We start from the raw sequence: 21,907 nt of genomic DNA, 5'->3' as shown, positions 1-21,907 counted from the left end.
GCAGAGCGTTGCGAGCCGCCTTTTTGTATGCATTTAGAAAGGCCAGACCAGCGGCACGAGCAGCATGGTGACGGCGAAGGTGATCAGGGTCATCGGGACGCCAAATTTCACATAGTCGCGGAACCGGTAGCCACCCGGCGCCATCACGACGAGGTAGACTTTGTGCGCGATGTAGGTGAGCGGGGAGGCGTTGACGCCGGTGATCAGGCTGAGGATCAGCGGGACGGGGCTGATGCCCATCGCCGTGGCGGCGGAGATCACCACGGGGGCGAGGAGCAGGGCGGTCGCGGTGTTGGACAGCACCTGCGTGATCAGCGCGCCAAGCCAGAAGGTGGCGGCGAGCAGCGCGTACGGGCTGAGGCTGCCGAAGCCGCTGACGATGCTCTGGCTCATTAAGTCGATCAGCCCGGTCTCTTTCATCGCCGTCGACAGTGGGATCATCGCCGCCACGAAGACGAGGATGTGCCATTCGATGGAGCGGTACACCGAGTTCATGCTCATGATCTGGAACAGCACGAGCAGCCCGACGGCCAGCACGGCCGCGATGGAGATCGGCAAGGTTTCGGTCGCTGAGAGCAGGAGCATCAGCGCGAGGACGAGCAGCGCGAAGGGCCCTTTTTTCCGCGTCTGCGGATTGTGCGAGGTCTGGGAGATCATGATCAGGCCGGTGTCTTCGCTCAGCTCGTGCATGCTGTCCCGCGCCCCTTGCAGGAGCAGCATATCACCGATGCGCAGCCGGGTGGACGCGAGCGACCGGGAGATGGCATGCCCGTCGCGGTAGATGGCGACGACTGTCACGTCGAATTTTTCCCGGAAGCGCAATTCCTGCAAGGTGCGCCCGACAAAATCGGACCCGCTGCGGACGATCACCTCTCCGGCCAGATGGATGTCCTGCTCTTCCAGCGAGCGCTGGACTTCCTTTTGCACGGAGACGTCCGGCGTGGAGCGCAGTTTCAGCAGGTCATCGCGGGAGGCGGTGACGAGCAGGATGTCGCCGCGGTGCAGCACGGTGGCGGCGCGGACGCGGTAGACCGAGTCTTCGCGCAGGATGCGGATGATGTTCAGGCCATTTTCTTTGAGGAACGAGATGTCTTTCAGCTTTTGCCCGTGCCAGCCGGACGTTTCGGTGACCAGCAGTTCGGTCAGATATTCAGGGACGCCGATCGAGGGGCGTGACTGCTCCGTTTCCCCGGTGACAGTGGGCAGCACCCAGCGTCTGCAGAGCACGACATACAAGGTGCCAAGCGTCAGCAAGGCGAACCCGAGCGGCGCGACCGAAAACAGGGACAGTGAGGGCTGGCCCGCTTCGACCAAGGCGTGGTTGGCGACGATGATCGAGGAGGAGCCGACGATGGTGAACAGGCCCAGCGTCGAGGACAGCGCCAGCGGCAGCAGCATGCGCGAGGCCGGGATCTTGTAGCGCTGTTCGAAGCCGAGCACGACCGGCAGGAAGACGGCGACGATGGCGAGGTCGGAGATGAAGGCCGAGAGCAGGCCGACGAGGATCATCATCACCGGCATCAGACGCCGTTCGCTGCGCCCGCCGATGCGCGTCATCCAGACCGCCAAACGGTCGGCGATGCCGGTGCGCACCAGCGCTTCGCCGATCGCCAGCATGGCGGCGATCACGATCACCGCTTCGCTGCCGAAGCCGGCCCAGAGGTCTTTTTCCTGTACGAGTCCGCCGAGGCCGAGCGCGAGGAGGATGAAGATCCCGATCACGTCGATGCGGACTTTGTTGGTGACGAGCAGCAGGAGTACGATCAAGAGAATGGAGAGTGTCTGCCAAGCTCCTGGAGTCAGGTCCGGTATGCTCATTCAGAAACCCCCTTTTTAGTAGGAATTCGAAAAAGTTGTCATTTTTTAGTCGGACGGATCTATAGAGGCTCTCTGCTATTTTATTTCTGATACAATAAAAGGATTCATCACAAGGGAGTTGAGCGCATGTTTTTTCTGCAGATGTCGGGCGTCCCCGGCTCCGGCAAATCAACGCTGGCCCGGGCGGTCGGCCAAGCGGCCGGGGCGGTGGTGATCGACCACGATCTCGTCAAATCGGCTCTGCTCCAGTCCGGACCGGCCGACCTCGACGCGGGGCTGGCCGGGAAGATGTCCTATGAGATCGAGTGGGCGCTGATCGATTTTCACCTCGCCCAGGGGCAGAGCGTGATCCTCGACAGCCCGTGTTTGTATGACGTGATGGTCGAACGGGGCACGGCGCTCGCACAGAAGCACCGCGCTACCTATCGATATGTCGAGTGCGTCCTCGATGACATCCGGGAAGTGGACCACCGCCTGCAGACCCGGGAGCGCATGATCAGCCAGAACGACCGCGTCCCGTCGGAAGCAGCGTTTCGCAAAGCGTTTGCAGGAAGCAAGAAACCGGCAGATGTGAAGTGCCTGGTGGTGGATACGTCACAGGCGTTGGAGAGCTATCTAGGAGAAGTGCTGAGGTATGTAGCGGAGAGAGTTGAAGAAGAAAATGGCTTTGTGTTAAAATAACCCTGCAAGCGTAAGATAAGAAAAGACCATAGGTGCTGTAACACCTACGGTCGATTGACACAACTGATACCCTCGAAGGGTGTCGGCTCATAGTTGGAACGCGAAATAGATCGCCAGAGCTCCGAACACTCAAGAGGCGATCTATTTCTTTTTATTTTGACTGTCAGACATGTGTTTCATGATGGTCACGACCAGCGAAAGCGCTGCTACGAGGAACAACCCAAACTGGAGCATGAGCGAAATCACTTCATGTGCCGACATTCTCTCACCCCCTTTCTGAGGGGATGAGCCGATCACCCTTGAGGAGCCATATTCAATTGTGTTGGTTGTATTCTATCACAGCGGAAACAAATTCGGAACAGGTGTTCTTTAGGCGGAAGTTACTATTTTATCAATCAGGCGGTGGGAAGAATGACTTTCATAGACGAAATCCTCAGCAAAAAACACCCCGACCTGCGCCTCCTGCTGGGCATTGACGGCTTGAGCGGGGCGGGGAAAACGACGCTGGTGCAGGGGCTGGCGGCGGAGTTGGAACGGCGCGGCATCGAGACGGCGGTGCTGCATGTGGATGACTTGATCACGGTGCGCGAGCGACGCTATCACACGGGACAGCCGGAATGGTACGAGCACTACACCTTGCAATGGGACGCCGAAAGCATCGCGGAAAACGTGTTCCGGGCGTGGGTGCGCGGAGATCGGCAGCTGGAGCTGGACGTGTATGACTCCGCCGGGGACGCGGTGCATCCACAGACATTCACCGTGCCGCAGGATGGCATTTTGATCGTCGAAGGGGTCTACCTGCAGCGGAAGGAATGGCGGGGCTTCTTCGACTACATGGTGTACATCGACTGCCCGCGCGAGGTCCGCTTTGCACGCGTCACGAAGCGCGGCGGGCAGGACCTGCACGATCCGGCGCGCATCGATCTCTACAAAAGACGCTACTGGGCGGCTGAAGACCATTATCTGCAGACGGAACAGCCACTGGCAAGGGCCGATTTCATCAGGGAATTGTCTGAATAGAGCGTTTAAAAAATACAACTTTCCCTTGACCCCGCTTTTTTTGTATGATAGAAGCAAACTATTGGTGACTTCAGTGCATACGGAAAGGTGATACCATGGAAACTACATCGAACTCTTCCGACTTTATCAGGGAGATTATCGCGGAAGACTTGGAGACGGGCAATGTCGAGACGATCGTCACCCGCTTTCCGCCGGAACCGAACGGCTATCTGCATATCGGACATGCCAAGGCGATCTGCATCAATTTTGAGATCGCCAAGGACTACAAAGGCAAGACCAACCTGCGCTTTGACGACACGAATCCGCTGAAGGAAGATGTCGAGTACGTCAACGCGATCAAGGAAGACGTGGCCTGGCTCGGCTTCCAATGGGACGGGCTGTTTTTCGCGTCCGATTACTTTGACGAAATGTACAACCGCGCCGTGCTGCTCATCAAAAAAGGTCTCGCCTACGTCGACGACCAATCGGCCGACGAGATCCGCCAAACGCGCGGCACGCTGACCGAGCCGGGCCAAAACTCGCCGTTCCGCGACCGCTCCGTCGAAGAGAACCTCGATCTGTTCGACCGCATGCGCCAAGGCGAATTCCCGGACGGCTCCCGCGTTCTGCGCGCGAAGATCGACATGGCGTCGCCGAACATCAACCTGCGCGACCCGGTCATCTACCGCATCTCGCACGTCACGCACCACAACACGGGCGACAAATGGTGCATCTACCCGATGTACGCCTTCGCCCATCCGCTGGAAGATTCGATCGAAGGCGTGTCGCACTCGCTCTGCTCGCTGGAGTTCCGGGACCAGCGCCCGCTGTACGACTGGGTGATCCGCGAATGTGAGATGCCGCACATCTCGCGCCAGTACGAATTCGGCCGCCTGAACCTGTCTCAGACGATCATGAGCAAACGCTTCTTGAAGCGCCTGGTCGATGAAGGCGTGGTCGACGGCTGGGATGACCCGCGCATGCCGACGATCTCCGGGGTGCGCCGCCGCGGGTTCACGCCGGAAGCGATCCGCACCTTTGTCCGCGATCTGGGCGTTGGGGTTGGCAGCGGCGAAGTCGATTACAAAATGCTTGAACACTACATCCGCGAAGACCTCAAGCTGAAGGCACCGCGCACGATGGGCGTGATCCGCCCGCTGAAAGTGGTGATCACCAACTACCCGGAAGACAGCGTGGAAATGCTGGAAGCGGAAGTGAACGCGGAAGTGCCGGAGATGGGCACGAAGCAGATTCCGTTCTCGCGCGAGATCTACATCGAGCAGGACGACTTTATGGAAGTGCCGCCGGCGAAGTATCACCGCCTGTACCCGGGCAATGAAGTCCGCTTGAAGAACGCCTACTTCATCAAGTGCAACGACGTGATCAAAGATGACAACGGCAACGTGGTCGAACTGCACTGCACCTACGACCCGGAGACGAAAAGCGGCAGCGGCTTCACCGGCCGCAAAGTCAAAGGCACGATCCACTGGGTCGATGCACAAAGCGCAGTTCCGGCGGAGTTCCGCCTCTACGATTCGCTGCTGACCGACGAGAAAGACGGCGACACCGATTTGCTGGAGCGCATCAACCCGAACTCGCTGGAAGTGGTGAACGGTTATGTCGAGAGCGGCCTGAAAGATGCACAGCCGCAGGACAAGTTCCAATTCTTCCGTCATGGCTATTTCAATGTCGATCCGAAGCACAGCACGGCCGATCATAAAGTGTTCAATTTGATCGTCTCTCTGAAAAGTTCGTTTAAGATCTAGAATTCTATGGAAAAAAGGGCGGCTCGTGTGAAGCGGGTCGTCTTTGTTTTTGGTATAATCAGGTTTTGTGGGGTTACGGCCGTACACCGGCCATGATGCTCATATACGAAAGTGTGGTCACTTGGGCATCCCAGTTGACGATCTGGACGTGGTTGATCGGGGTGTTGGGGTGGTTGCGTTTGATATACGAATAGAGGTAGCGGTCGTCGACCGGGTTTTCCATGCGGCCGAGCTCGGCGGCGAACTCGACGTCTTGGTCGGCGCGGGAGAGGTACAGGGTCAGGACCATGCCGTTTTCGTTTTCGCGCAGGAATTCATGGACAACGGTGATGGGCATCTGGAATCCACCTTTACTTAGGAATCGTTACCATCTCAGTATGGTCAAAGGGAGGGCAACTCATGAACGAGATCACCCGCGAGTTTGTGCGGCTCTTTAATGAAGAACGCGATTTTTACGAGTGCCACGAGGTCTTCGAGGAAGCGTGGAAAGCCGAATCGGAAGAGCCGCTGAAGTCGTATTACAAAGCGCTGGTGCAGGTCGCCACCGCCCAGTTCAAGCTGAACCAAGGCTACATGAACGGCTTTCGCAAACTGTACGGCTTCTGCTTCCCCGTCTTGGAACGGCTGCCGGACGTCTACCAAGGCATCGACATGCAGCGGCTGCGCAGCGAATTTACCGCGCAACTGCACCAACTGCCCGCAGACGCCTACATCACGCCGGGCACGTACCCGCAATATGGAATTAACTATTTATCTCTGGGAATTGTGGAAATTATTTAATAAAAGGACGTTTGATATTTGTGTCGAATTGTAGTTTGTCAAATTGCGTTTAGAATCGGAAGGAGGGTTGGGATGCGGAGTTTGCGAGACCGGCTGAAGAGCTACAAGAAGGATCTGGCGCTTGGGGATGCGGAAGTCAAGCTGGAACAGATGGTGCAGGAAGCGGAGGCGCTGACCGATGAACTGCCGGAGACGGCGGTGGAACGGGCGCTGCCGGGCGTGGAACAAGCGACGCCGTATGGAATGTGCTACTACCGCGATGTGCGCTTTGATGTCCTGTCGCTGCACGGCCATTATCCGCTCGCCCGTACCCGCCACCTTCCGCTTTCGGTGCTATATGGAGTCTGCAAGATCAAAGACGGTCCCGCCGACTGGGGGAAAGTCTGCTTTTTTGACACGGAGACGACCGGGCTCGGTTCGGGGGCCGGAAACTTTATCTTTTTGTTCGGGATCGGCTTTTACGAAGACGATGAATTGATCGTGCGTCAGTATTTCTTGCGCAATTATGCGGAAGAGCGGGCGGTGCTCCACGCCCTGTCCGAACTGCTGCAGCGCTTCGAAGTGATGGTGTCGTTTAACGGCAAGGGGTTCGACTGGAAGCTGCTGGAGACCCGCTTTACCTTGGCCCGGCTGCAGCTGGCACCGGTGCTGCACCTCGACCTGCTCCCGCCGGCGCGGCGGTTGTGGAAAAAGGTGCTCAAGAACTGCAAACTGATCACGCTGGAACAGGAAGTGCTCGGGTTTGCCCGCGAAGATGACACGCCGGGCAAGATGGCGCCGGAATTGTATTTTGCCTATCAGACGGACGGGGATGCCCGGCCGCTGACCGGGATCTTTACGCACAATGTACATGATATCTTGACGCTGGCAACTCTATCTGCGCATATTGGACTTTTAGTGGAACAGCCTTTGCAGATGGCATCGCATCCGGAGGAGCTGTTTGGCCTCTCCCGCTGGTATGACGAATGGGAAAAAAGCGACTCCAGCGTCGCCTGTCTGGTCAAGGTGTCCCGGATGGAAGAGCAGGATTACGCTTCGGAAGCGCTTTGGAAACTGTCGCTGTTTTACAAAAGGCGGGGGCAGTATGACAAGGCCGTTTTGCTGTGGCACGACCTGTTGGATGGCAGCGGCATGTGGCAGACCGCGCCGCGCATCGAGCTGGCGAAATACTACGAGCACAAGGCGCGGGATTATGCGCGGGCGCTTCAACTTACGAATGAGACGCTCGAAGTCGTGCAAAGCAGGCGTGCCGCGCTGCGTTCCGTGCGGCTTGATCACGAGCTGCACGAGCTCAGCTACCGTCGGCAACGGCTGTTGAAGAAATGCGGCGGGGGAGTTGCAAGAGGGGAATTGGGATTGTAGAAGTGAGGAGGCACTTTGTTTGTTGACGGGTACTTTTCTTGGAGCTATGGTCACCAATGCTTCCGTGATGATTGCTTTCGTCTTTTTGCAGCATTACATCTATATCATGTATGTCGAAGGTAAATCAGAGCGGTATCGCACGGTGTATGGGATCATCGTTCATGGCTTAGCCGGACTGTTATCGATGCTCTTTGCTTATAAATTGGAAAACGGCGCGATCGTCGACACGCGGATCGTGCCGCTGTTGCTGATGTTCATCTGGAGCAAGCGCTACCTGCCGTGGGCACCGTTTGCGACGGCCGCGCTGATCGTGGCGCTCCGCTTCGGCATCTCCGTCAACGCCGGCGCGTTTGCCTCGCTGTTGAACTTGCTCGCGATCGCGGTGGTGATCGGCTTCCTCAACTCGCTGTGGCTGAAGGACCAGCCGTTCCGCACGCGGGCTTGGACGATCACCATCGTCGGCAGCGTGATCAACATCATCATGGCCGGTCTCGTCGGCGCGATGCCGATGATCGACTTCATGCAGCAGTTTGCGGCGACCGTGTTCATCGTGCACATCGTGACCATGATCGCGATGGTCTTCACCTATCGCGTGATCTTCCGCGAGATGCGCGTGCACACCGAGCTGCGGGAGACGGCGGAGACCGATTTCCTGACCGGCCTGCAGAACCGGCGCATGCTCGACCGCACGATGGAAGAGCAGCTGACGATCGCGGCGCGCTCCGACGGCGAGCTGTCGGTGGCGCTGATCGACATCGACCATTTCAAGCAGGTCAACGACAGCTACGGGCACGAAGCGGGCGATGAGGTCTTGCAGCAGGTCGCCCAACTGATTCAAAACAACGTGCGCTCGTACGACCGGGTCGGCCGCTATGGCGGCGAAGAATTTATGATCGTCTTCCCGCATCTCGGCAAGCAGGCGGCGAGCGAGATCGCCGAGCGCGTGCGTATCGCGATCGAAGAGGAGGAGATCGTCACTTCGCAAGGGTATCACGTGCGGGTCACCGTCTCGATCGGGGTGGCGACGCACGAGGAGTCGCGCGGTGACAGGATGAAGACGAAAGCGGATGAACGTCTGTATCAGGCGAAACAACGAGGGCGCAACCGCACGGTCAGCGCCGGGTGAGTGCAGGGTCGATTTTTCCCGTTTGGGAGAAATCGGCTTTTTGTAGTACAATAAGATTGGTGTATTGTGAAAACAAATCATTTACATAGAGGTGATTTTTCCATGTCCACAGCGCTTCAGAACTCGATCATCAAAGACATCAACCTCGCTCCGTCCGGTCATTTGAAAATCGACTGGGTAGCGCAGCACATGCCGCTTTTGAATACTTTGAAGGAACAGTTCGAAAAAGATCTGCCGTTCAAAGGCAAAAAGATCGTCATCTGCCTGCACTTGGAAGCGAAGACCGCTTACCTCGGCCTGCTGGTAAAAGCGGGCGGCGCCGATGTGGCGATGTGCGCATCGAACGTGCTCTCCACCCAGGACGATGTGGTGGCGGCGCTCGTCGAGCGCGGCATCACCTGCTATGCGATCCACGGCTGCTCGCATGAAGAGTACATGGATCACATCAACAAAGCGCTCGACTTCGGTCCGGACGCGATCATCGACGACGGCGGTGACCTCGTCTCCACCCTGCACAGCGATCCGAACCGCGCTGATCTGATGAAAAACATCATCGGCGGCTGCGAAGAGACCACGACCGGCATCCTGCGCCTGAAAGCGCTCGATAAAGAAGGCGCGCTGCAGTTCCCGATGGTCGCCGTCAACGATGCGTTCTGCAAATACCTGTTCGACAACCGCTACGGCACCGGCCAGTCTGTCTGGGACGGCATCATGCGCACGACCAACCTTGTCGTGGCAGGCAAAACGGCAGTCGTCGTCGGCTACGGCTGGTGCGGCAAAGGCGTGGCGATGCGCGCGAAAGGCCTCGGCGCCCGCGTCATCGTCACCGAGATCGACCCGATCAAAGCGGTGGAAGCGATCATGGACGGCCACGAAGTGATGCCGATCGTCGAAGCGGCGAAGCACGGCGACTTCTTCGTCACCGTGACCGGCAACAAAGACTGCATTACGAAAGACGCTTTCGAAGTGATGAAAGACGGCGCGATCCTCTGCAACGCCGGTCACTTCGACGTGGAGATCTCCAAACCGGATCTGCACGCGCTGTCGACGGGCGTGCGTGAAGTGCGCAAGAACATCGAAGAGTTCACCTTTAAGGACGGCCGCCGCGTGTTCCTGCTGGCAGAAGGCCGCCTCGTCAACCTGGCAGCCGGCGACGGCCACCCGGCTGAAGTGATGGATATGACGTTTGCGCTGCAGGCGATGGGCCTGCGCTGGATCGTCGAAGAAGGCAAGAACCTCGACCCGCACGTCTACTCCGTGCCGGAAGAGATGGACAAATACGTCGCCAACCTGCGCCTGCAAACGTGGGGCGTGGGCATCGACAAGCTGTCCGAAGAGCAGGAGCGATACCTCGACTCCTGGGCGGAGTAAGCGGGAGTCGAATCCCAACCAACAAGGCTGGTCGAACAGGGAGAGGAGCAACAACCATGCAACCATTGATCGGGGTGACCGGGTATTTGCACCCTTATTCGCGGGAAGTGGCGGGTGTTTTCGTCGGGGAAGGCTACACCAATGCCCTGGCTGAAGCCGGTGCGGTTCCGCTCGCCGTTCCGTTTTTGGAGAAGGAAGAGCAAGTCCGCGCTCTGGCGCAGAAGGTAGACGGCCTGCTGCTCGGCGGCGGGGTCGACATGGACCCGACTCTGTTCGGGGAACAGCCGGTGCCGGGCAACGGGGAAATGTGCCCGGAGCGCGACTGGCTGGAAGCGATCCTGTTTGACGAGATGCAAAAGCAGGGCAAGCCGGTGCTCGGCATCTGCCGCGGTGTGCAGGTGATCAACATCCTGCTCGGCGGCACGATCTACCAGGATCTCCCGTCGCAAAAGGAAGGCGCGCTGTTCCAGCACAGCCAGAAGGCGCCGCGTTGGTTCGGCGCGCATCACGTCAACGTGAAGGAAGGCACCAAGCTTCATGAGATCTTTGGCGCGACCCGCATCCGCACCAACACCTACCACCATCAGGCGGTGCGTGACGCAGCGCCGGGGCTGATCGTGTCGGGTGTCGCCGACGACGGGGTGATCGAAGCAATCGAGCGTCCGCACGGCCCGTTCCTGCTCGGCGTGCAATGGCACCCGGAGAACATGTGGCGCAAAGACGCGACGGTGCTTCGCCTGTTCGAAGCGTTTGTGGCGGCCTGCAAGTAAAGATACCGAAATGAGACCTCCTGAGGGAGGTCTTTTTTCTTGCAATCACATATAATAGAATTATGAAAAAGTAAAAGAGTGAACGGAGGTCGGGCGAAGGTGAAAGAGTGGATCGCACAGAAAGCGCAGGAGCTGTACCCGAAATTGGTGGAGACGAGACGGGATCTGCACAGGCATCCCGAGCTGGGGTATGAAGAGGTGCGGACGAGCCGGATCGTCGCCGATTGGCTGACGGAGCTGGGGCTGGAAGTCCAGACCGGGATCGCCCGGACCGGCGTGGTCGGGCGGCTGCGCGGCGGGCGTCCGGGCAAGACGGTAGCGCTGCGCGCCGATCTGGATGCGCTGCCGATTCAAGATCTCAAGACTTGCGACTACGCAAGCCAGGTGCCGGGGAAGATGCACGCCTGCGGGCATGATGCGCACACGACGATCGTGCTGGGGGCGGCGACGATGCTGTCGGAGCTGCGCGAGCAGCTCGCAGGCGACGTCTTGTTCATCTTCCAGCCGGCCGAGGAAGGTCCGGGAGGCGCGGCGCCGATGATCGAAGCGGGGGTGCTGGACGGTGTGGACATGGCGTTTGGCATCCACATGGCACCGGTCGCGCCGGTCGGCATCGTCGGCGTCTCGCCGGGGCCGGTGATGGCGTCGGCCGATGAGTTCCGCGTGACGATCCGTGGCATTGGCGGCCATGCCGCTTACCCGCACATGGCGCTCGACGCGATCCCGATCGCGGCGCAAGTCGTCATCGCCCTGCAGCAGATCGTCTCCCGCGCGGTCGATCCGGCGCAGACGGCGGTGCTGTCGATCGGCACGATCCAAGGGGGCACGAAAAGCAACGTCATCGCCGACAGCGTGGAGCTGACCGGCACGGTGCGCACGTTCGACCCCTTGCTGCGCGAAGAGCTGCCCAAGCGCATCGACAGCATCATCGGCGGCATCACCGCCGGTTTTGGCGCTGAGTATGAGCTGGATTACCAGTTCAAGTATCCGGTGCTGATCAACCATGTGGAAGCGGCCAGCCTGATGCGCGAAGTGGGCGTCGAGCTGTTGGGCGAAGGTCGCGTGCTCGATGTGCCGCCGCAGATGTCAGGTGAAGATTTTGCCTATTTTCTGCAAAAGGTGCCCGGGTGCTTCACCTTCCTCGGCTGCAAGCATCCCGAGCCATTGGTCGCCGATTACAACGTGCACCATCCGGCGTTTGACATCGACGAGCGCGTGTTGCCGCTCGGGGTACAGCTGCTGACGGCCGGGGTGCTGACGTACCTGTCGCGCTGATCTGGGCAAACGCCCTTTTTGGCCGGATGTGAGGCAGATGCCCTGTACAAAAAACGGGACAACAGCATCTACTGTACTAACTCAAGGGAACACCTTGGGGGAACGTTGAAACCCAGCTCTGAAGGGGGGTCTGTTCCATGTACGGTGCATTCGGCTCATACACTCGTTGGGCGGTAGTGTTCCTGATCATCTTCGTCCTGTTCTTCCTGCTCGTTCCGGGCTACTACGGTGGCGCTGCAGCAGGCTGCTAATCGCTCATCTCGATGCAAGCTCCAGCCAGACTTCAACTGGCTGGAGCTTTTTCGTATACGCTTGTCCCCGAAGTTGCTGCTTCGTTGCATAGAAAGGGTGTACCAACCAACACCACCCAAGAGGAGGGCAACAGTCATGATCGACATCAACCAAGGTTTCTCCAGCATGGTGCTCCGCCTGCAGGCGGGCACAGATGAAGCGGGCAACGGGGTGTACAAAGACAAGTCCTACCCGCGCGTGCTGCCGACCGTTACACCGGACGACCTGTACCAGATCGGCGAAGCGCTGGCCTCGCTGTCGGCCTGGCGCCTGCATTTCATCCAGCGCGTCGACCGCGAAGACCTCGTCCGCATCTAGCCGGCCGAACAGATGCTCAGCTGCTCAAAACTTCCGGAGGTGACCCTCATGAAACGCGAACTCGAACTGTATTTCCTGACCGACATGAACAAGAAAGTCAAAATCGCGATCCCGGAACCGAAGCCGGGTATCACCTCGGCGAACGTCAGCGCCGTGATGGACCTGATCCTGCAAAAAGGCGTCTTCGGATTCGCCCAAGGCCGGCTGATCGGCAAGTCGTCCGCCCGCATCGTCGAGACGGAGATCGCCGACATCGCGATCTAGCCCACGCGTCAAACGCACAAAAAACCGCCTGTCCCTCACGACAGGCGGTTTTTTGTCATACTATTTGGTAGAGTCTTCTATATTCATATCAGGACGGATTTTGTCGAGGAGTTCTTCTTTGGTCTTGGCTTCATACAGCCAGCGGTCGTCGGCGAGGACAAACGGGCGCTTGTAGCAGTCGCCGCAGTTGCCGAGGCAGCCCCAGCGCTGACCTTCGAGATCGGGGTGTTCGGCCTTCAACTGCTCGATGACCCAGTCGGTTCCCTTGTCGAGGTTGCCGATGCACACATCGACTTTATTAATTTTTCGGCTCATGGCGGTTCATCCTTCCAGTCCTTTTTGGGAAGGCTAATTCCCAAGGGTATTGTAACACAAAAAAAAGGTAAGAATCGCTATGTATTGGCCCCTTAAAAGGTGATACAATAAGAAAGAAACGTGTCGAATCTCATCGAAGTTGCAAAATTTCGATAATTTTATACGGCTGTGTGAAGGAGGGGGAATGACTATGTTCCACTGGATCATGGATATGTTGATGAACTACGGTTGGATCGGTTTGTTGATCGTCTCACTCGCTGAAGCTTCGTTTCTCCCCGTCGCACCTGACTTGATTTTGATCCCGCTGACCGGCGCGTCTCCCGATCTGGGCTTTCTGTATGGCGCGATCGCGGTGGCAGGGTCTGTGTTTGGTTCTATGTTCGGACATTTTATCGGCTCTAAGGCAGGCTATCCGATCTTGCGGAAGTTCATGTCGGAGCAGCGCTTGGAGAAAGTCCAACGCATGTTCCAGCACTGGGGCATCTGGGCGATCGTCGTCGCCGGTCTGATCCCGCTGCCGTTCAAGCTGTTTACGATCGCCGCCGGCGTGTTCCAGATGAAGCGGATTCCGCTGATGATCGGCGCCTTGATCGGGCGCGGCGTGCGCTTTTTCGGGCTGGTGCTGCTCGTGCGCCAGATCGGCGTGATCAAGATTCCGGAAGGCTTGGAGATGCAGTTTTTGATCGGCCTGCTCGTCCTCGTCGGACTGGCCGTGCTGTGGTACTACCTCAAGTCGAAAAAAGGCACTTGGCTGCGCGAACGCCTGGCCGGGCTGGTCACCTTTTTTCGCAAAGACTTTCTGACCCCGCTCAAGCGCGGGTCGCGCCGCGGCGCGACGTTCCTGGCCCTCGGGATTCTCGCTTCGCTGATCGTCGCCACGTTTGCCGGCGATGTGGTGTCCGATTTCCTGCAGAAGTTTGACGACATCACACTCCAGTGGGTGCAGCAGACGCTCCATCCGACCTGGGGGTTCCCGGCCAAAGTGGTCGACTGGGCGTTCTCCGTGCCGGTCGTGATTCTCGGCTACCTGTTCGTCTCGTTCGTCCTCTTGTTTCATCTGCGCAAATCGACGAAGATGCGCCTGTTCTCCGGGCTTGTGATCGGCATGCTGCTGATCCAGGTATCGTTCCGCTACTTCTTCCCGACTTCGGTGGAGACCACCGTCGACATGCTGCTGGAAGTGACCGATACGCTGCCGGTGCTGCCGAACCTGCCAAGCGGTCAGGTGATGGCGGCGATCGTCCTGTACACGTCGCTCGCCTACATCGTCTGGCAAACGCAGAAATCGTGGTGGGCACGCATCCTCGGGCTTTTGGTCGCATTCTCGCTGATCATCATCGCCCCGTTGTCGCCGGTACTGATCGGCAATTACTCGCTGTCCTCAACGATGGGCGGCTTGACGGCAGGCATCCTCTGGATGATCGGCTGTCTGATCACACGGATTGTCTACCGTGCGGTAGAGCGGGGGAAGTTTAAAATCACACATGAGTAAGCCGAAGAAGAGAGCCGATTAGCCGGCTCTCTTTTTAGTTATGATAAGGACAAGCAACAGAGAGGGAGCGAACGCGAATGTTAGAACTCTTGAAGCGGGGCAACACCTCTTCGCTGATCGCCGCCACGGGCAATACGCTGCTGGCGCTGCTCAAAGGCTCGGCGGCCGCTTACAGCGGAAGCAGCGCGATGTACGCGTCGGCGATGCACTCGGTGGCCGACGCGGTCAACCAAGGCTTCGTCTACGGCGGCAGCGTGCTGGCGGAGAAAAAGCCGACCAAGCGCTTTCCGACCGGTTTCGGCCGGGTGATCAACGTATTTGTGATGGTCGCGGTGATCGTGGTGACGATCATGGCGGTGGAGACGATCGAAAAAGGCTGGGAGATCATCCATCACCCGAAAGTGTCGGGCGAGATCTGGCTGAACGCATCGCTGCTGGTCGTCTCGATCATCGTCGACGGCTTCATCTTAATCAAAGCGATGAAAGAGATCGTCTATGAAGCGCGGATGGAGCAGGAGCCGGGCCTTCTGCCGATGAAAGCGGTGAAACATCTGCGCCTGGCCGCGCCGCCGACCCGGCTGGTCTTTTATGAGGACTGCGTGGCGACCTTGGGCGCATTTTTGGCCATGGTGGCGGTGGTGCTGGCGCCGCTGACCGGCTTTTACGCGCTGGAAGGCTATGCGGCGATCGCCATCGCCTGCCTGCTGCTGCTGGTGGCGTTTCGCGTCGGCTACGACAACATGGTCGGCTTGATCGGCGTCGCCGCGCCGAAGGTGGTCGAGGACAAAGTCGCCGCGATCATCCTGAGCGACCCGGAAGCGGTCGACATCAACAAGATGCGCATTTTGCAGGAAGGGCGCTACTACCACGTGGAAGCGTATGTCGAGCTGCGCAAAGGGATGTCGCTGGCCGACGCGGACGATGTGAAGCTGCGCATCCAATACAAGCTGACCGCCGATCCGGACATCGCCGACGCGACGATCGGGATCTTGGAAGACAACGATGTGCGGGACTGGAACCCGGAAGAAGCGCATGTCTGACACATGTACGTGCTAAAGATGCAGGGTGATGAGTATTGATTTAAAAAGGACTCTTGGAAACGGAGGAACTTTTGATGCTCATCATCCGCACAGATAAAACGGCCTATCGTCCCGAGGAAACGGTGCTGATCACCCTGCTCTTGCAAAACGACGGCAAAGAGGCGCGCGAGTACCGTTTTTACACGGCGCAGCGCTTTGACGTGACGGCAGAACGGGACGGACAGACGCTCTGGCAGTGGAGCCATGACCGCCTGTTCGCCCAAGTGCTGACCACGCTCGTGATCCAGCCGGGCGACTCGCGGGTGTTCAAGGCGGACTGGAAGCAGACCGACCTCCGCGGCCGCACGGTCCCCCGCGGCCCCGTCACGCTAAAAGGCTGGATCATCGGCACGGGCGAGCGGGCGGAAACGAAGATCGAATTGACCGGCAGAGTTGGATAGGTGGACGAAAGTGGAACAGGCACCCAAGGGCGGGTGCCTGTTTTTATGTAATTGGCATAAAATGTGAATTTATTCTTGATTCAAGTCTCGGTGTGACCTATCATTAAGGTGTGGTTAGGTTTTATTGTTTAGTGCACTGTGATTTTATGTTTTAAAAATGATCGATCAGGAGGTACTGACATGAAAGCGATCAAGCTTTTTGCAAGTGCTGCAGTGATGGCAGGCGTATTGATTCCGGCAAATTTCACGATGGCGGCAGGTTCGTACACAGAGGATTTGACGGGGCCGCAAGGATCTCCGAACGGAACGATACTTTTTAGCGATGAATTTACCAATACGTTAGTATGCAAGACTTGTTATCTGGCCCGTAACGCATTCGATAACGTCATCGACACAAATTATTGGAATGCAAATGCGCCGACTGGTCATATTGGTTATGAGTTTGCGCAACCTCAAACGATTACCAAATATACGATGCGCTGGTCTGCTTTAACCGGCTGGCAACACTACATGCCAAGAGATTGGACCTTCGAGGCTCTAGATACGGTGACAAACGTATGGGTGGTGCTGGACTCACGTACGAACGTGACAGATTGGAGCGGCTCTGAGAAGAAGGAATTCACGTTCTCGAACACGCGAAGTTATAAGTCGTACCGTATAAAATACACCAAGTCAAACTCAACGTATACATTATCTGGCATCGGCGAAATTGAAATGATGGCATCCTTGCCGACCACGCCGACTGTGCAGTTTGATGTCGACGTCTCCGATTCCAGCCTCTATGGCATTGAGGACGTGGACGCCTACGTGGTCTCCCGCAATGCGACCGGGTTGAAGACAGAGGAAGTGACCGTCTCTTATGACCAAGAGGCCTTCTTCCTCGGCGAGATCACCCCGGAGCCTGGCTTCACGATTCTGTCTACCGATACCAGTACGCCAGGTCAGATCAAAGTCAAGCTGTCCAGCAGCGGTGCAACTTTCAGCACGACGGCAGAAACGCGGATGTTTAAAATCGCCATGAAGTCCCGGGCGGTCAACAAGACAGCCCGCATCGAAACGTCGGCCGGTTTCGCGACCGACAGCGCAGGAAATGTGCTCCCCGTCATTTTCGGCGGCGAAAATATCGCGCTTACCTACAAAGTGGGCGACGTGAACCTGGACGGGTACATCACTGTGGCCGACCTGGCGATGGCCGCTTCGACATACGGCTCCTACACGCATCTGATGAGTTTTGCGGATGTAAACGGCGATGAGCTGGTCGACGACACCGACCTCGCTTTGATCGCCGGTCTGATCCAAAAGCCGGTCATTGCGGACGGCGGTTACGGCTACTCGATGGACTTGACCCAAGGCGGCTCTGCGCGGGCGAGCAGTTCGCATTGGAACTACAACTATTATCAGCCGAAATTCGCATTTGACGGCGACACAACGTCCGGCTTCTACTGGAACGCCGGAACGAAAGTTCCGTCCGGCTGGCTGGAGTATGACCTGCGCATCCGCCAGATGCCGGTCAACAAATATTCGCTGCTCTGGCAATTGCATACCGGATTTGAGTCGTATATGCCGAAAGACTGGACGTTCGAAGGCTGGGACGGCTGGAACCAAAGCTGGGTGGTCCTCGATTCGAAACAAGGAGTCACCAACTGGGTGACCGGAAATAAACAAGAGTTTACCTTCGAGAACAATGTGGCGTACGACAAGTACCGCATCAACATCTCCGCATCGAACAACGCTTCTTATGTAGGCGTCGGCGAGATGGAGATGTTCTCGAAAATCGGAGCTTCGCCGGCTGTCGGCCTTGACATCACCCGCGTCGACGCAGCGGCGGGCGGTGCATGGAATGTGGCGCAGGGCGAAACGTTCGACGCGAGTTTGATCGTGCATAACTACGGCAACATGCAAGCGGAAGACGCGACGGTTACTTTTGACACCAACAAGTTGGAGTTTGTCGAAGCGGTTCCTGTCCGCGCCGGTGTAAAAATTGTCAAGCAAGACTCCTCAGTACCAGGCAAACTGCGTTTCGTGCTCGCCAACACCGGCCAGACGGAAGATCTGAACCCGGGAGAAAGAACCCAGTTGATCAAGCTGACCTTCAAAGTGAAAGAGGGGGCAAGCGGCTGGGTGAACTTGAGCATGCCGCTCGACAGCGCATGGGTCGGCAATTGGTACGGTGCAGATTTTAACGCTACGGAACAAGGTGCTGGACTTGAGGTCGTACAACGATAATTCTTCTCTTCGATACGGACATCTTCCACAGATGTCCGTATCTTTTTTGTTCCTAAAAGTGGTAAACTAGGAAGATAAGAATAAGAATGAGTTGCGGATTTCAGGTGGAGGGGACCTATCATGGCGATCGATTTTCATGCGGAGAAAAACCGCTTTACCTATACGCGCCGTCACGCAGACGTTTCCTGGACGGCAATGATTGAAAAGCTGGTCGAAGTGCGGGGCCGGCATGCGGTCGATATCGGTTGCGGCGGCGGCATCTATACGCGGGCATTTGCTCATCTGGGGGCGGGGCAGGTGACCGGGGTTGATTTTTCGCTGGAAATGCTGGCCGGGGCGCGCACGCAGACGGTCGGCTATCCGCAGATTGCCTACTACAACGGGAACGCGCTCGCGACGGGGCTGGCCGACGCGGCCTGCGACATCGTGCTGAAGCGGGCGCTGACTCATCATCTCAAGGTGGAGGATCTCGTGCCGAGCTTTGCGGAATCTTTGCGCATCCTGCGCCCGGGCGGCACGCTGCTCGTGCAGAACCGCACGCCGGAAGACTGTCTCATGCCGGGCAGCGAGACGAACCTGCGCGGCTATTTTTTCGAGCTTTACCCGCGGTTGATCGAGCGGGAGACGAGACGCCGCCACAGCAGCGCGACGATGGTCGAGTCGCTCCGCACCGCCGGGTTCCAGATCGTCGAGGAGCACAAGCTGTGGGAGACGCGCAAGGTCTATCCCGATCTGGAAGACTTGGCCGCCGACCTGCTCACCCGCACCGGACGCTCGATCCTGCATGAGCTGAGCGATCCGGAGCTGCAGGAACTGGTCGCCCACATTCAGGAGCAGATGCTGTTTCGCGGCATGCAGGAAGTCTTGGAACAGGACCGCTGGACGATCTGGAAAGCGGTCAAAGCGACCGAGTAGAAAGGGGCGACCTGTGTGATCTACGGCGCTTTGATCTTCGGCGGCGCGCTGGGCGCGCTGCTGCGCCTGCTCACCGGCCTCCTGCTGCCGTTCGGGGCCTGGACGACGCTTGGCATCAACGGGCTGGGCTGCTTGCTGCTCGGCTTTTTTCTTCCGTACACGGCTGGCGGGCGGCTGCCGGAGCCGTTGCGCCTCGGCATCTCGGCCGGCGTGCTCGGCGGCTTCACCACTTTCTCCACGTTCAGCGTCGAGACGCTCAGCTTTTTGCATAAAGGGCTCTGGCTGCAGGCGGCGCTGTATGCGGCAGGCAGTCTGGTCGGCGGCGTCTGCCTCGCCTGGTGCGGGACGCTGGCTGCCAGGAAGGCGCGAAAGGCGGGGGGAGTTTCATGACGATGTGGCTGTTGACGCTGCTCGGCGGTGCGATCGGTGCGCCGCTGCGCTATGGACTCGGGCGGTTGATCTTGAAAATGTGGCGCAACGCGTTTCCGCTGCCGACGTTTCTGATCAATCTGCTCGGGTCGTTTTGTTTGGGTCTGCTGTTCGCCGCCACGGAGGACGGGCCTTGGCGCTGGTTGCTCGGCACCGGGCTCTTGGGAGCGTTTACGACGTTTTCCACGTTTGGCGTGGAAGCGGTGACGCTGCTTGAGCAGGGGCGCAAAGGGATGGCGCTCTGCTATGTGCTCGGCTCGGCGCTGGCCGGTATGCTGGCGGCAGGGCTGGGCTTTGCGTGGTATACTGGAGGCTAATGAGAGGATCGGAGGGTTCTGCATGTATGATGTGCTTTCGATCGGTGAGATGATCATCGACTTTATGCCGCAGGAGACGGGCATCACCTTGGACCGGGTGCCCGGCTTTCACAAGGCGGCCGGCGGCGCGCCTGCCAACGTGGCGGTCGGCGTCGCCAAGCTCGGGGGCCGCGCCGCGTTTCTCGGCAAATTCAGCACCGACCCGTTCGGAGATTACCTGATCCAGACTTTGCAAAGCTACGGTGTGCAGACGGATGGCTGCGTGCGCACCGATGAGGCGAAGACAGGTCTGGCCTTCGTCGCGATCGACGGGATGGGCGACCGCCATTTTCACTTTTACCGCAACCCGTCAGCCGACATGCTGCTGCAGGAAGCGGACATCGACGCAGACCTGATCAAACAGGCGCGCGTCATCCACATCGGCTCGGTGACGCAGCTGCTCCCGGAAGCGTTCGCCGCGACGGTAAAAGCGCAAAAGATCGCCCGCGAGCACGGCGTGATCGTCTCCTTTGACGTCAATTTTCGGCTGGGGCTGTGGCGCGGGCGCGAAGAGGAAGGGCGGGCGAAGGTGCGCGAGACAGCTTCATTGTCCGATGTACTGAAAGTCAGCGAAGAGGAGATGGAGTTCCTCACCGGCACGTCGAACGTGGAGCAAGGGGCTGCTGCGCTGCTGGCGCTGGGGCCGAAGATCGTCTTCGTGACGCTCGCTGAGAAGGGCGTTTTTTACAAAACGCAAGACTTGCAGGCCCGCGTGCTGCCGTTTCGCGTGCCGACGGTCGATGCGACCGGGGCGGGCGACGGCTTTGTGGCCGGCTTCCTGCGCCAGCTGGTCGACCGCGTGCAGGGGCGCTCGCTCGACTACTCGCTGTCGATCCCGGAAGAGATCGAAGAGATGGCCCGCTATGCCAACGCGGTCGGCGCGCTGACCGTATCCCGCCTCGGCGCGATCCCCGCCCTGCCGACGAAGCAGGAAGTGTACGAGTTCATGTACGCGGGACGACGCCGCCAAAACGTGAAAGAGGCGGGGAAGCGATGAAGCTGTTTCGCATTGACGGCGTTTGTGATCGAGCTGGACGGGCTGCAGCCTGAGCTGTATTTGCAGGAAATGACAAAGTGATGACAAAAACCTCGGAAATTCATTCCGGGGTTTTCTTTGTTGTGTTTGTCCGTATAATTTAAGAGAGGTTTCGATCTACAGAGAGCGAGGTGCGTTTCGTGCGGCTGAATCTGCAGTTGACGAAAGCTTTTTTTCTCAGCGTGCTCGCCTTGGCAGGTCTGCTGGCGATTGCGCAGCTGATTCACTGGGACCGGGTCGTCGGGTTTGACAGCTGGGTGATCGATCTGGTCAACGGGTGGCACTCCGATCTGGCCACCCAAGTCATGGTCTTGTTTACGACGATCGGCGATGCGGCCACCGTGGCGGCGATCTCGCTGACGGCGTTGTTCTTGCTCTATCACCTCGGCAGTTCACGGATGGAATTGGCGCTGTTTCTGGCGGTGGTGATCTCGTCGGGCGTGTTCAACTTCCTGCTCAAAAATGTGTTCCAGCGCGTGCGTCCCGAACTCAATCCGCTGGTGCACGCGGACGGTTTTTCCTACCCGAGCGGACACTCGATGTCGGCGTTTGCTTTGTACGGTATCCTCGGCTTTTTGATCTGGCTGAAAGTGGAGAACAAGTTGTGGCGCACCGCGCTGCTGCTCGTCTGCATCGCGATGGTGCTGCTGATCGGCACGTCGCGGATCTATCTTGGCGTCCATTATCCGAGCGATGTGGTCGGCGGCTTTTTGGGCGGGGCCAGCCTGCTCACTTTTGCCGTTTGGTATTATCAGCAGAAAAAGACGGAAGCGTCCTGAGCGCTCCGTCTTTTTGCATGGTTTTGGCAAGAGTATGTCCAATTCGGAGCAAGATAGG

At 58.3% G+C, this 21,907-nt stretch carries 24 protein-coding genes; 20 read left to right on the top strand and 4 right to left on the bottom strand.

Translation table 11 applies throughout. From position 1 onward, the window contains the following. Positions 1-33: 33 nt before the first annotated feature. Positions 34-1,818 (bottom strand): SLC13 family permease, encoded by a 1,785-nt coding sequence (locus EV586_RS11340; protein ID WP_132945203.1) that lies wholly within the window; start codon positions 1,816-1,818, stop codon positions 34-36. A 126-nt stretch (positions 1,819-1,944) separates the two neighbouring features. Between EV586_RS11340 and EV586_RS11335 the strand changes: the two genes are divergently transcribed. Beyond that, on the top strand, positions 1,945-2,499 hold the full coding sequence (locus tag EV586_RS11335) for a P-loop nucleotide/nucleoside kinase family protein (RefSeq protein WP_132945202.1): 555 nt from the start codon (positions 1,945-1,947) through the stop codon (positions 2,497-2,499). Between the two features lie 141 nt (positions 2,500-2,640). Here the strand turns inward: EV586_RS11335 and EV586_RS11330 are convergent, their stop codons facing one another. Next, on the bottom strand, positions 2,641-2,760 hold the full coding sequence (locus EV586_RS11330) for a putative holin-like toxin (RefSeq protein ID WP_132945201.1): 120 nt from the start codon (positions 2,758-2,760) through the stop codon (positions 2,641-2,643). Between the two features lie 150 nt (positions 2,761-2,910). On the opposite strand from EV586_RS11330, the gene EV586_RS11325 reads away from it, so the two are divergent. After that, on the top strand, positions 2,911-3,519 hold the full coding sequence (locus EV586_RS11325; RefSeq protein WP_132945200.1) for a kinase: 609 nt from the start codon (positions 2,911-2,913) through the stop codon (positions 3,517-3,519). Between the two features lie 95 nt (positions 3,520-3,614). Then, positions 3,615-5,264 carry a glutamine--tRNA ligase/YqeY domain fusion protein gene (locus tag EV586_RS11320; protein WP_132945199.1) on the top strand — a complete coding sequence of 550 codons (1,650 nt, stop codon included), beginning with the start codon at positions 3,615-3,617 and terminating at the stop codon, positions 5,262-5,264. Between the two features lie 73 nt (positions 5,265-5,337). Here EV586_RS11320 and EV586_RS11315 read toward each other — a convergent pair whose 3' ends face one another. After that, positions 5,338-5,601, bottom strand: a complete 264-nt coding sequence (locus EV586_RS11315; protein WP_132945198.1) for a hypothetical protein — start codon at positions 5,599-5,601, stop codon at positions 5,338-5,340. A 62-nt stretch (positions 5,602-5,663) separates the two neighbouring features. Here EV586_RS11315 and EV586_RS11310 point away from each other — a divergent pair, with 62 nt between their 5' ends. The 8 genes from EV586_RS11310 to EV586_RS11275 all read left to right on the top strand — a co-directional run bounded on the left by EV586_RS11310 (position 5,664) and on the right by EV586_RS11275 (position 12,821). Then, positions 5,664-6,044 carry a DUF309 domain-containing protein gene (locus EV586_RS11310; protein ID WP_132945197.1) on the top strand — a complete coding sequence of 127 codons (381 nt, stop codon included), beginning with the start codon at positions 5,664-5,666 and terminating at the stop codon, positions 6,042-6,044. A 72-nt stretch (positions 6,045-6,116) separates the two neighbouring features. Further along, the gene (locus tag EV586_RS11305; protein ID WP_132945196.1) at positions 6,117-7,406 is read left to right on the top strand and encodes a ribonuclease H-like domain-containing protein; all 1,290 of its coding nucleotides are present in this window, start codon (positions 6,117-6,119) and stop codon (positions 7,404-7,406) included. A 22-nt stretch (positions 7,407-7,428) separates the two neighbouring features. Continuing rightward, complete coding sequence (locus EV586_RS11300) at positions 7,429-8,532, top strand: GGDEF domain-containing protein (RefSeq protein WP_132945195.1); 1,104 nt, start codon at positions 7,429-7,431, stop codon at positions 8,530-8,532. 102 nt (positions 8,533-8,634) lie between these two features. After that, positions 8,635-9,903, top strand: a complete 1,269-nt coding sequence (locus EV586_RS11295; RefSeq protein WP_132945194.1) for an adenosylhomocysteinase — start codon at positions 8,635-8,637, stop codon at positions 9,901-9,903. Between the two features lie 56 nt (positions 9,904-9,959). Beyond that, positions 9,960-10,673, top strand: coding sequence for a gamma-glutamyl-gamma-aminobutyrate hydrolase family protein (locus EV586_RS11290; RefSeq protein ID WP_132945193.1), 714 nt, complete (start codon positions 9,960-9,962; stop codon positions 10,671-10,673). A gap of 99 nt (positions 10,674-10,772) precedes the next feature. Then, positions 10,773-11,948 (top strand): M20 metallopeptidase family protein, encoded by a 1,176-nt coding sequence (locus tag EV586_RS11285; protein ID WP_132945192.1) that lies wholly within the window; start codon positions 10,773-10,775, stop codon positions 11,946-11,948. A gap of 387 nt (positions 11,949-12,335) precedes the next feature. Continuing rightward, the gene (locus EV586_RS11280; RefSeq protein ID WP_243653014.1) at positions 12,336-12,557 is read left to right on the top strand and encodes a DUF1659 domain-containing protein; all 222 of its coding nucleotides are present in this window, start codon (positions 12,336-12,338) and stop codon (positions 12,555-12,557) included. A gap of 48 nt (positions 12,558-12,605) precedes the next feature. Continuing rightward, complete coding sequence (locus tag EV586_RS11275) at positions 12,606-12,821, top strand: DUF2922 domain-containing protein (protein ID WP_165898543.1); 216 nt, start codon at positions 12,606-12,608, stop codon at positions 12,819-12,821. Between the two features lie 60 nt (positions 12,822-12,881). On the opposite strand, the gene EV586_RS11270 is transcribed toward EV586_RS11275, so the two are convergent. Next, on the bottom strand, positions 12,882-13,136 hold the full coding sequence (locus EV586_RS11270) for a YuzB family protein (RefSeq protein WP_132945190.1): 255 nt from the start codon (positions 13,134-13,136) through the stop codon (positions 12,882-12,884). A 190-nt stretch (positions 13,137-13,326) separates the two neighbouring features. Between EV586_RS11270 and EV586_RS11265 the strand changes: the two genes are divergently transcribed. The 9 genes from EV586_RS11265 (at position 13,327) to EV586_RS11225 (ending at position 21,849) form a co-directional block, all read left to right on the top strand. Beyond that, positions 13,327-14,628 carry a YqaA family protein gene (locus tag EV586_RS11265; protein ID WP_165898542.1) on the top strand — a complete coding sequence of 434 codons (1,302 nt, stop codon included), beginning with the start codon at positions 13,327-13,329 and terminating at the stop codon, positions 14,626-14,628. A gap of 77 nt (positions 14,629-14,705) precedes the next feature. After that, complete coding sequence (locus EV586_RS11260) at positions 14,706-15,668, top strand: cation diffusion facilitator family transporter (RefSeq protein ID WP_132945188.1); 963 nt, start codon at positions 14,706-14,708, stop codon at positions 15,666-15,668. 74 nt (positions 15,669-15,742) lie between these two features. Next, positions 15,743-16,108: a BsuPI-related putative proteinase inhibitor gene (locus EV586_RS11255; RefSeq protein ID WP_132945187.1), complete on the top strand. Its 366-nt coding sequence runs from the start codon at positions 15,743-15,745 to the stop codon at positions 16,106-16,108. Positions 16,109-16,822: 714 nt separating this feature from the next. Further along, complete coding sequence (locus EV586_RS11250) at positions 16,823-18,334, top strand: cohesin domain-containing protein (protein WP_165898541.1); 1,512 nt, start codon at positions 16,823-16,825, stop codon at positions 18,332-18,334. Between the two features lie 120 nt (positions 18,335-18,454). Next, positions 18,455-19,249, top strand: coding sequence for a class I SAM-dependent methyltransferase (locus tag EV586_RS11245; RefSeq protein ID WP_132945185.1), 795 nt, complete (start codon positions 18,455-18,457; stop codon positions 19,247-19,249). A gap of 15 nt (positions 19,250-19,264) precedes the next feature. Further along, the gene (locus EV586_RS11240; protein WP_132945184.1) at positions 19,265-19,639 is read left to right on the top strand and encodes a fluoride efflux transporter FluC; all 375 of its coding nucleotides are present in this window, start codon (positions 19,265-19,267) and stop codon (positions 19,637-19,639) included. After that, the gene (gene crcB, locus EV586_RS11235) at positions 19,636-19,995 is read left to right on the top strand and encodes a fluoride efflux transporter CrcB (RefSeq protein ID WP_132945183.1); all 360 of its coding nucleotides are present in this window, start codon (positions 19,636-19,638) and stop codon (positions 19,993-19,995) included. The genes EV586_RS11240 and crcB overlap by 4 nt, the downstream gene beginning before the upstream one ends. A gap of 22 nt (positions 19,996-20,017) precedes the next feature. Next, the gene (locus EV586_RS11230; protein WP_165898540.1) at positions 20,018-21,031 is read left to right on the top strand and encodes a carbohydrate kinase family protein; all 1,014 of its coding nucleotides are present in this window, start codon (positions 20,018-20,020) and stop codon (positions 21,029-21,031) included. Positions 21,032-21,210: 179 nt separating this feature from the next. Continuing rightward, on the top strand, positions 21,211-21,849 hold the full coding sequence (locus tag EV586_RS11225; protein ID WP_132945181.1) for a phosphatase PAP2 family protein: 639 nt from the start codon (positions 21,211-21,213) through the stop codon (positions 21,847-21,849). Positions 21,850-21,907: the final 58 nt, after the last annotated feature.

The organism is Tumebacillus sp. BK434 (assembly GCF_004340785.1).
Lineage (GTDB): Bacteria > Bacillota > Bacilli > Tumebacillales > Tumebacillaceae > Tumebacillus_A.
Note: the sequence above shows the minus strand (reverse complement) of the source record. Positions and strands in the feature narration are given on the sequence as shown.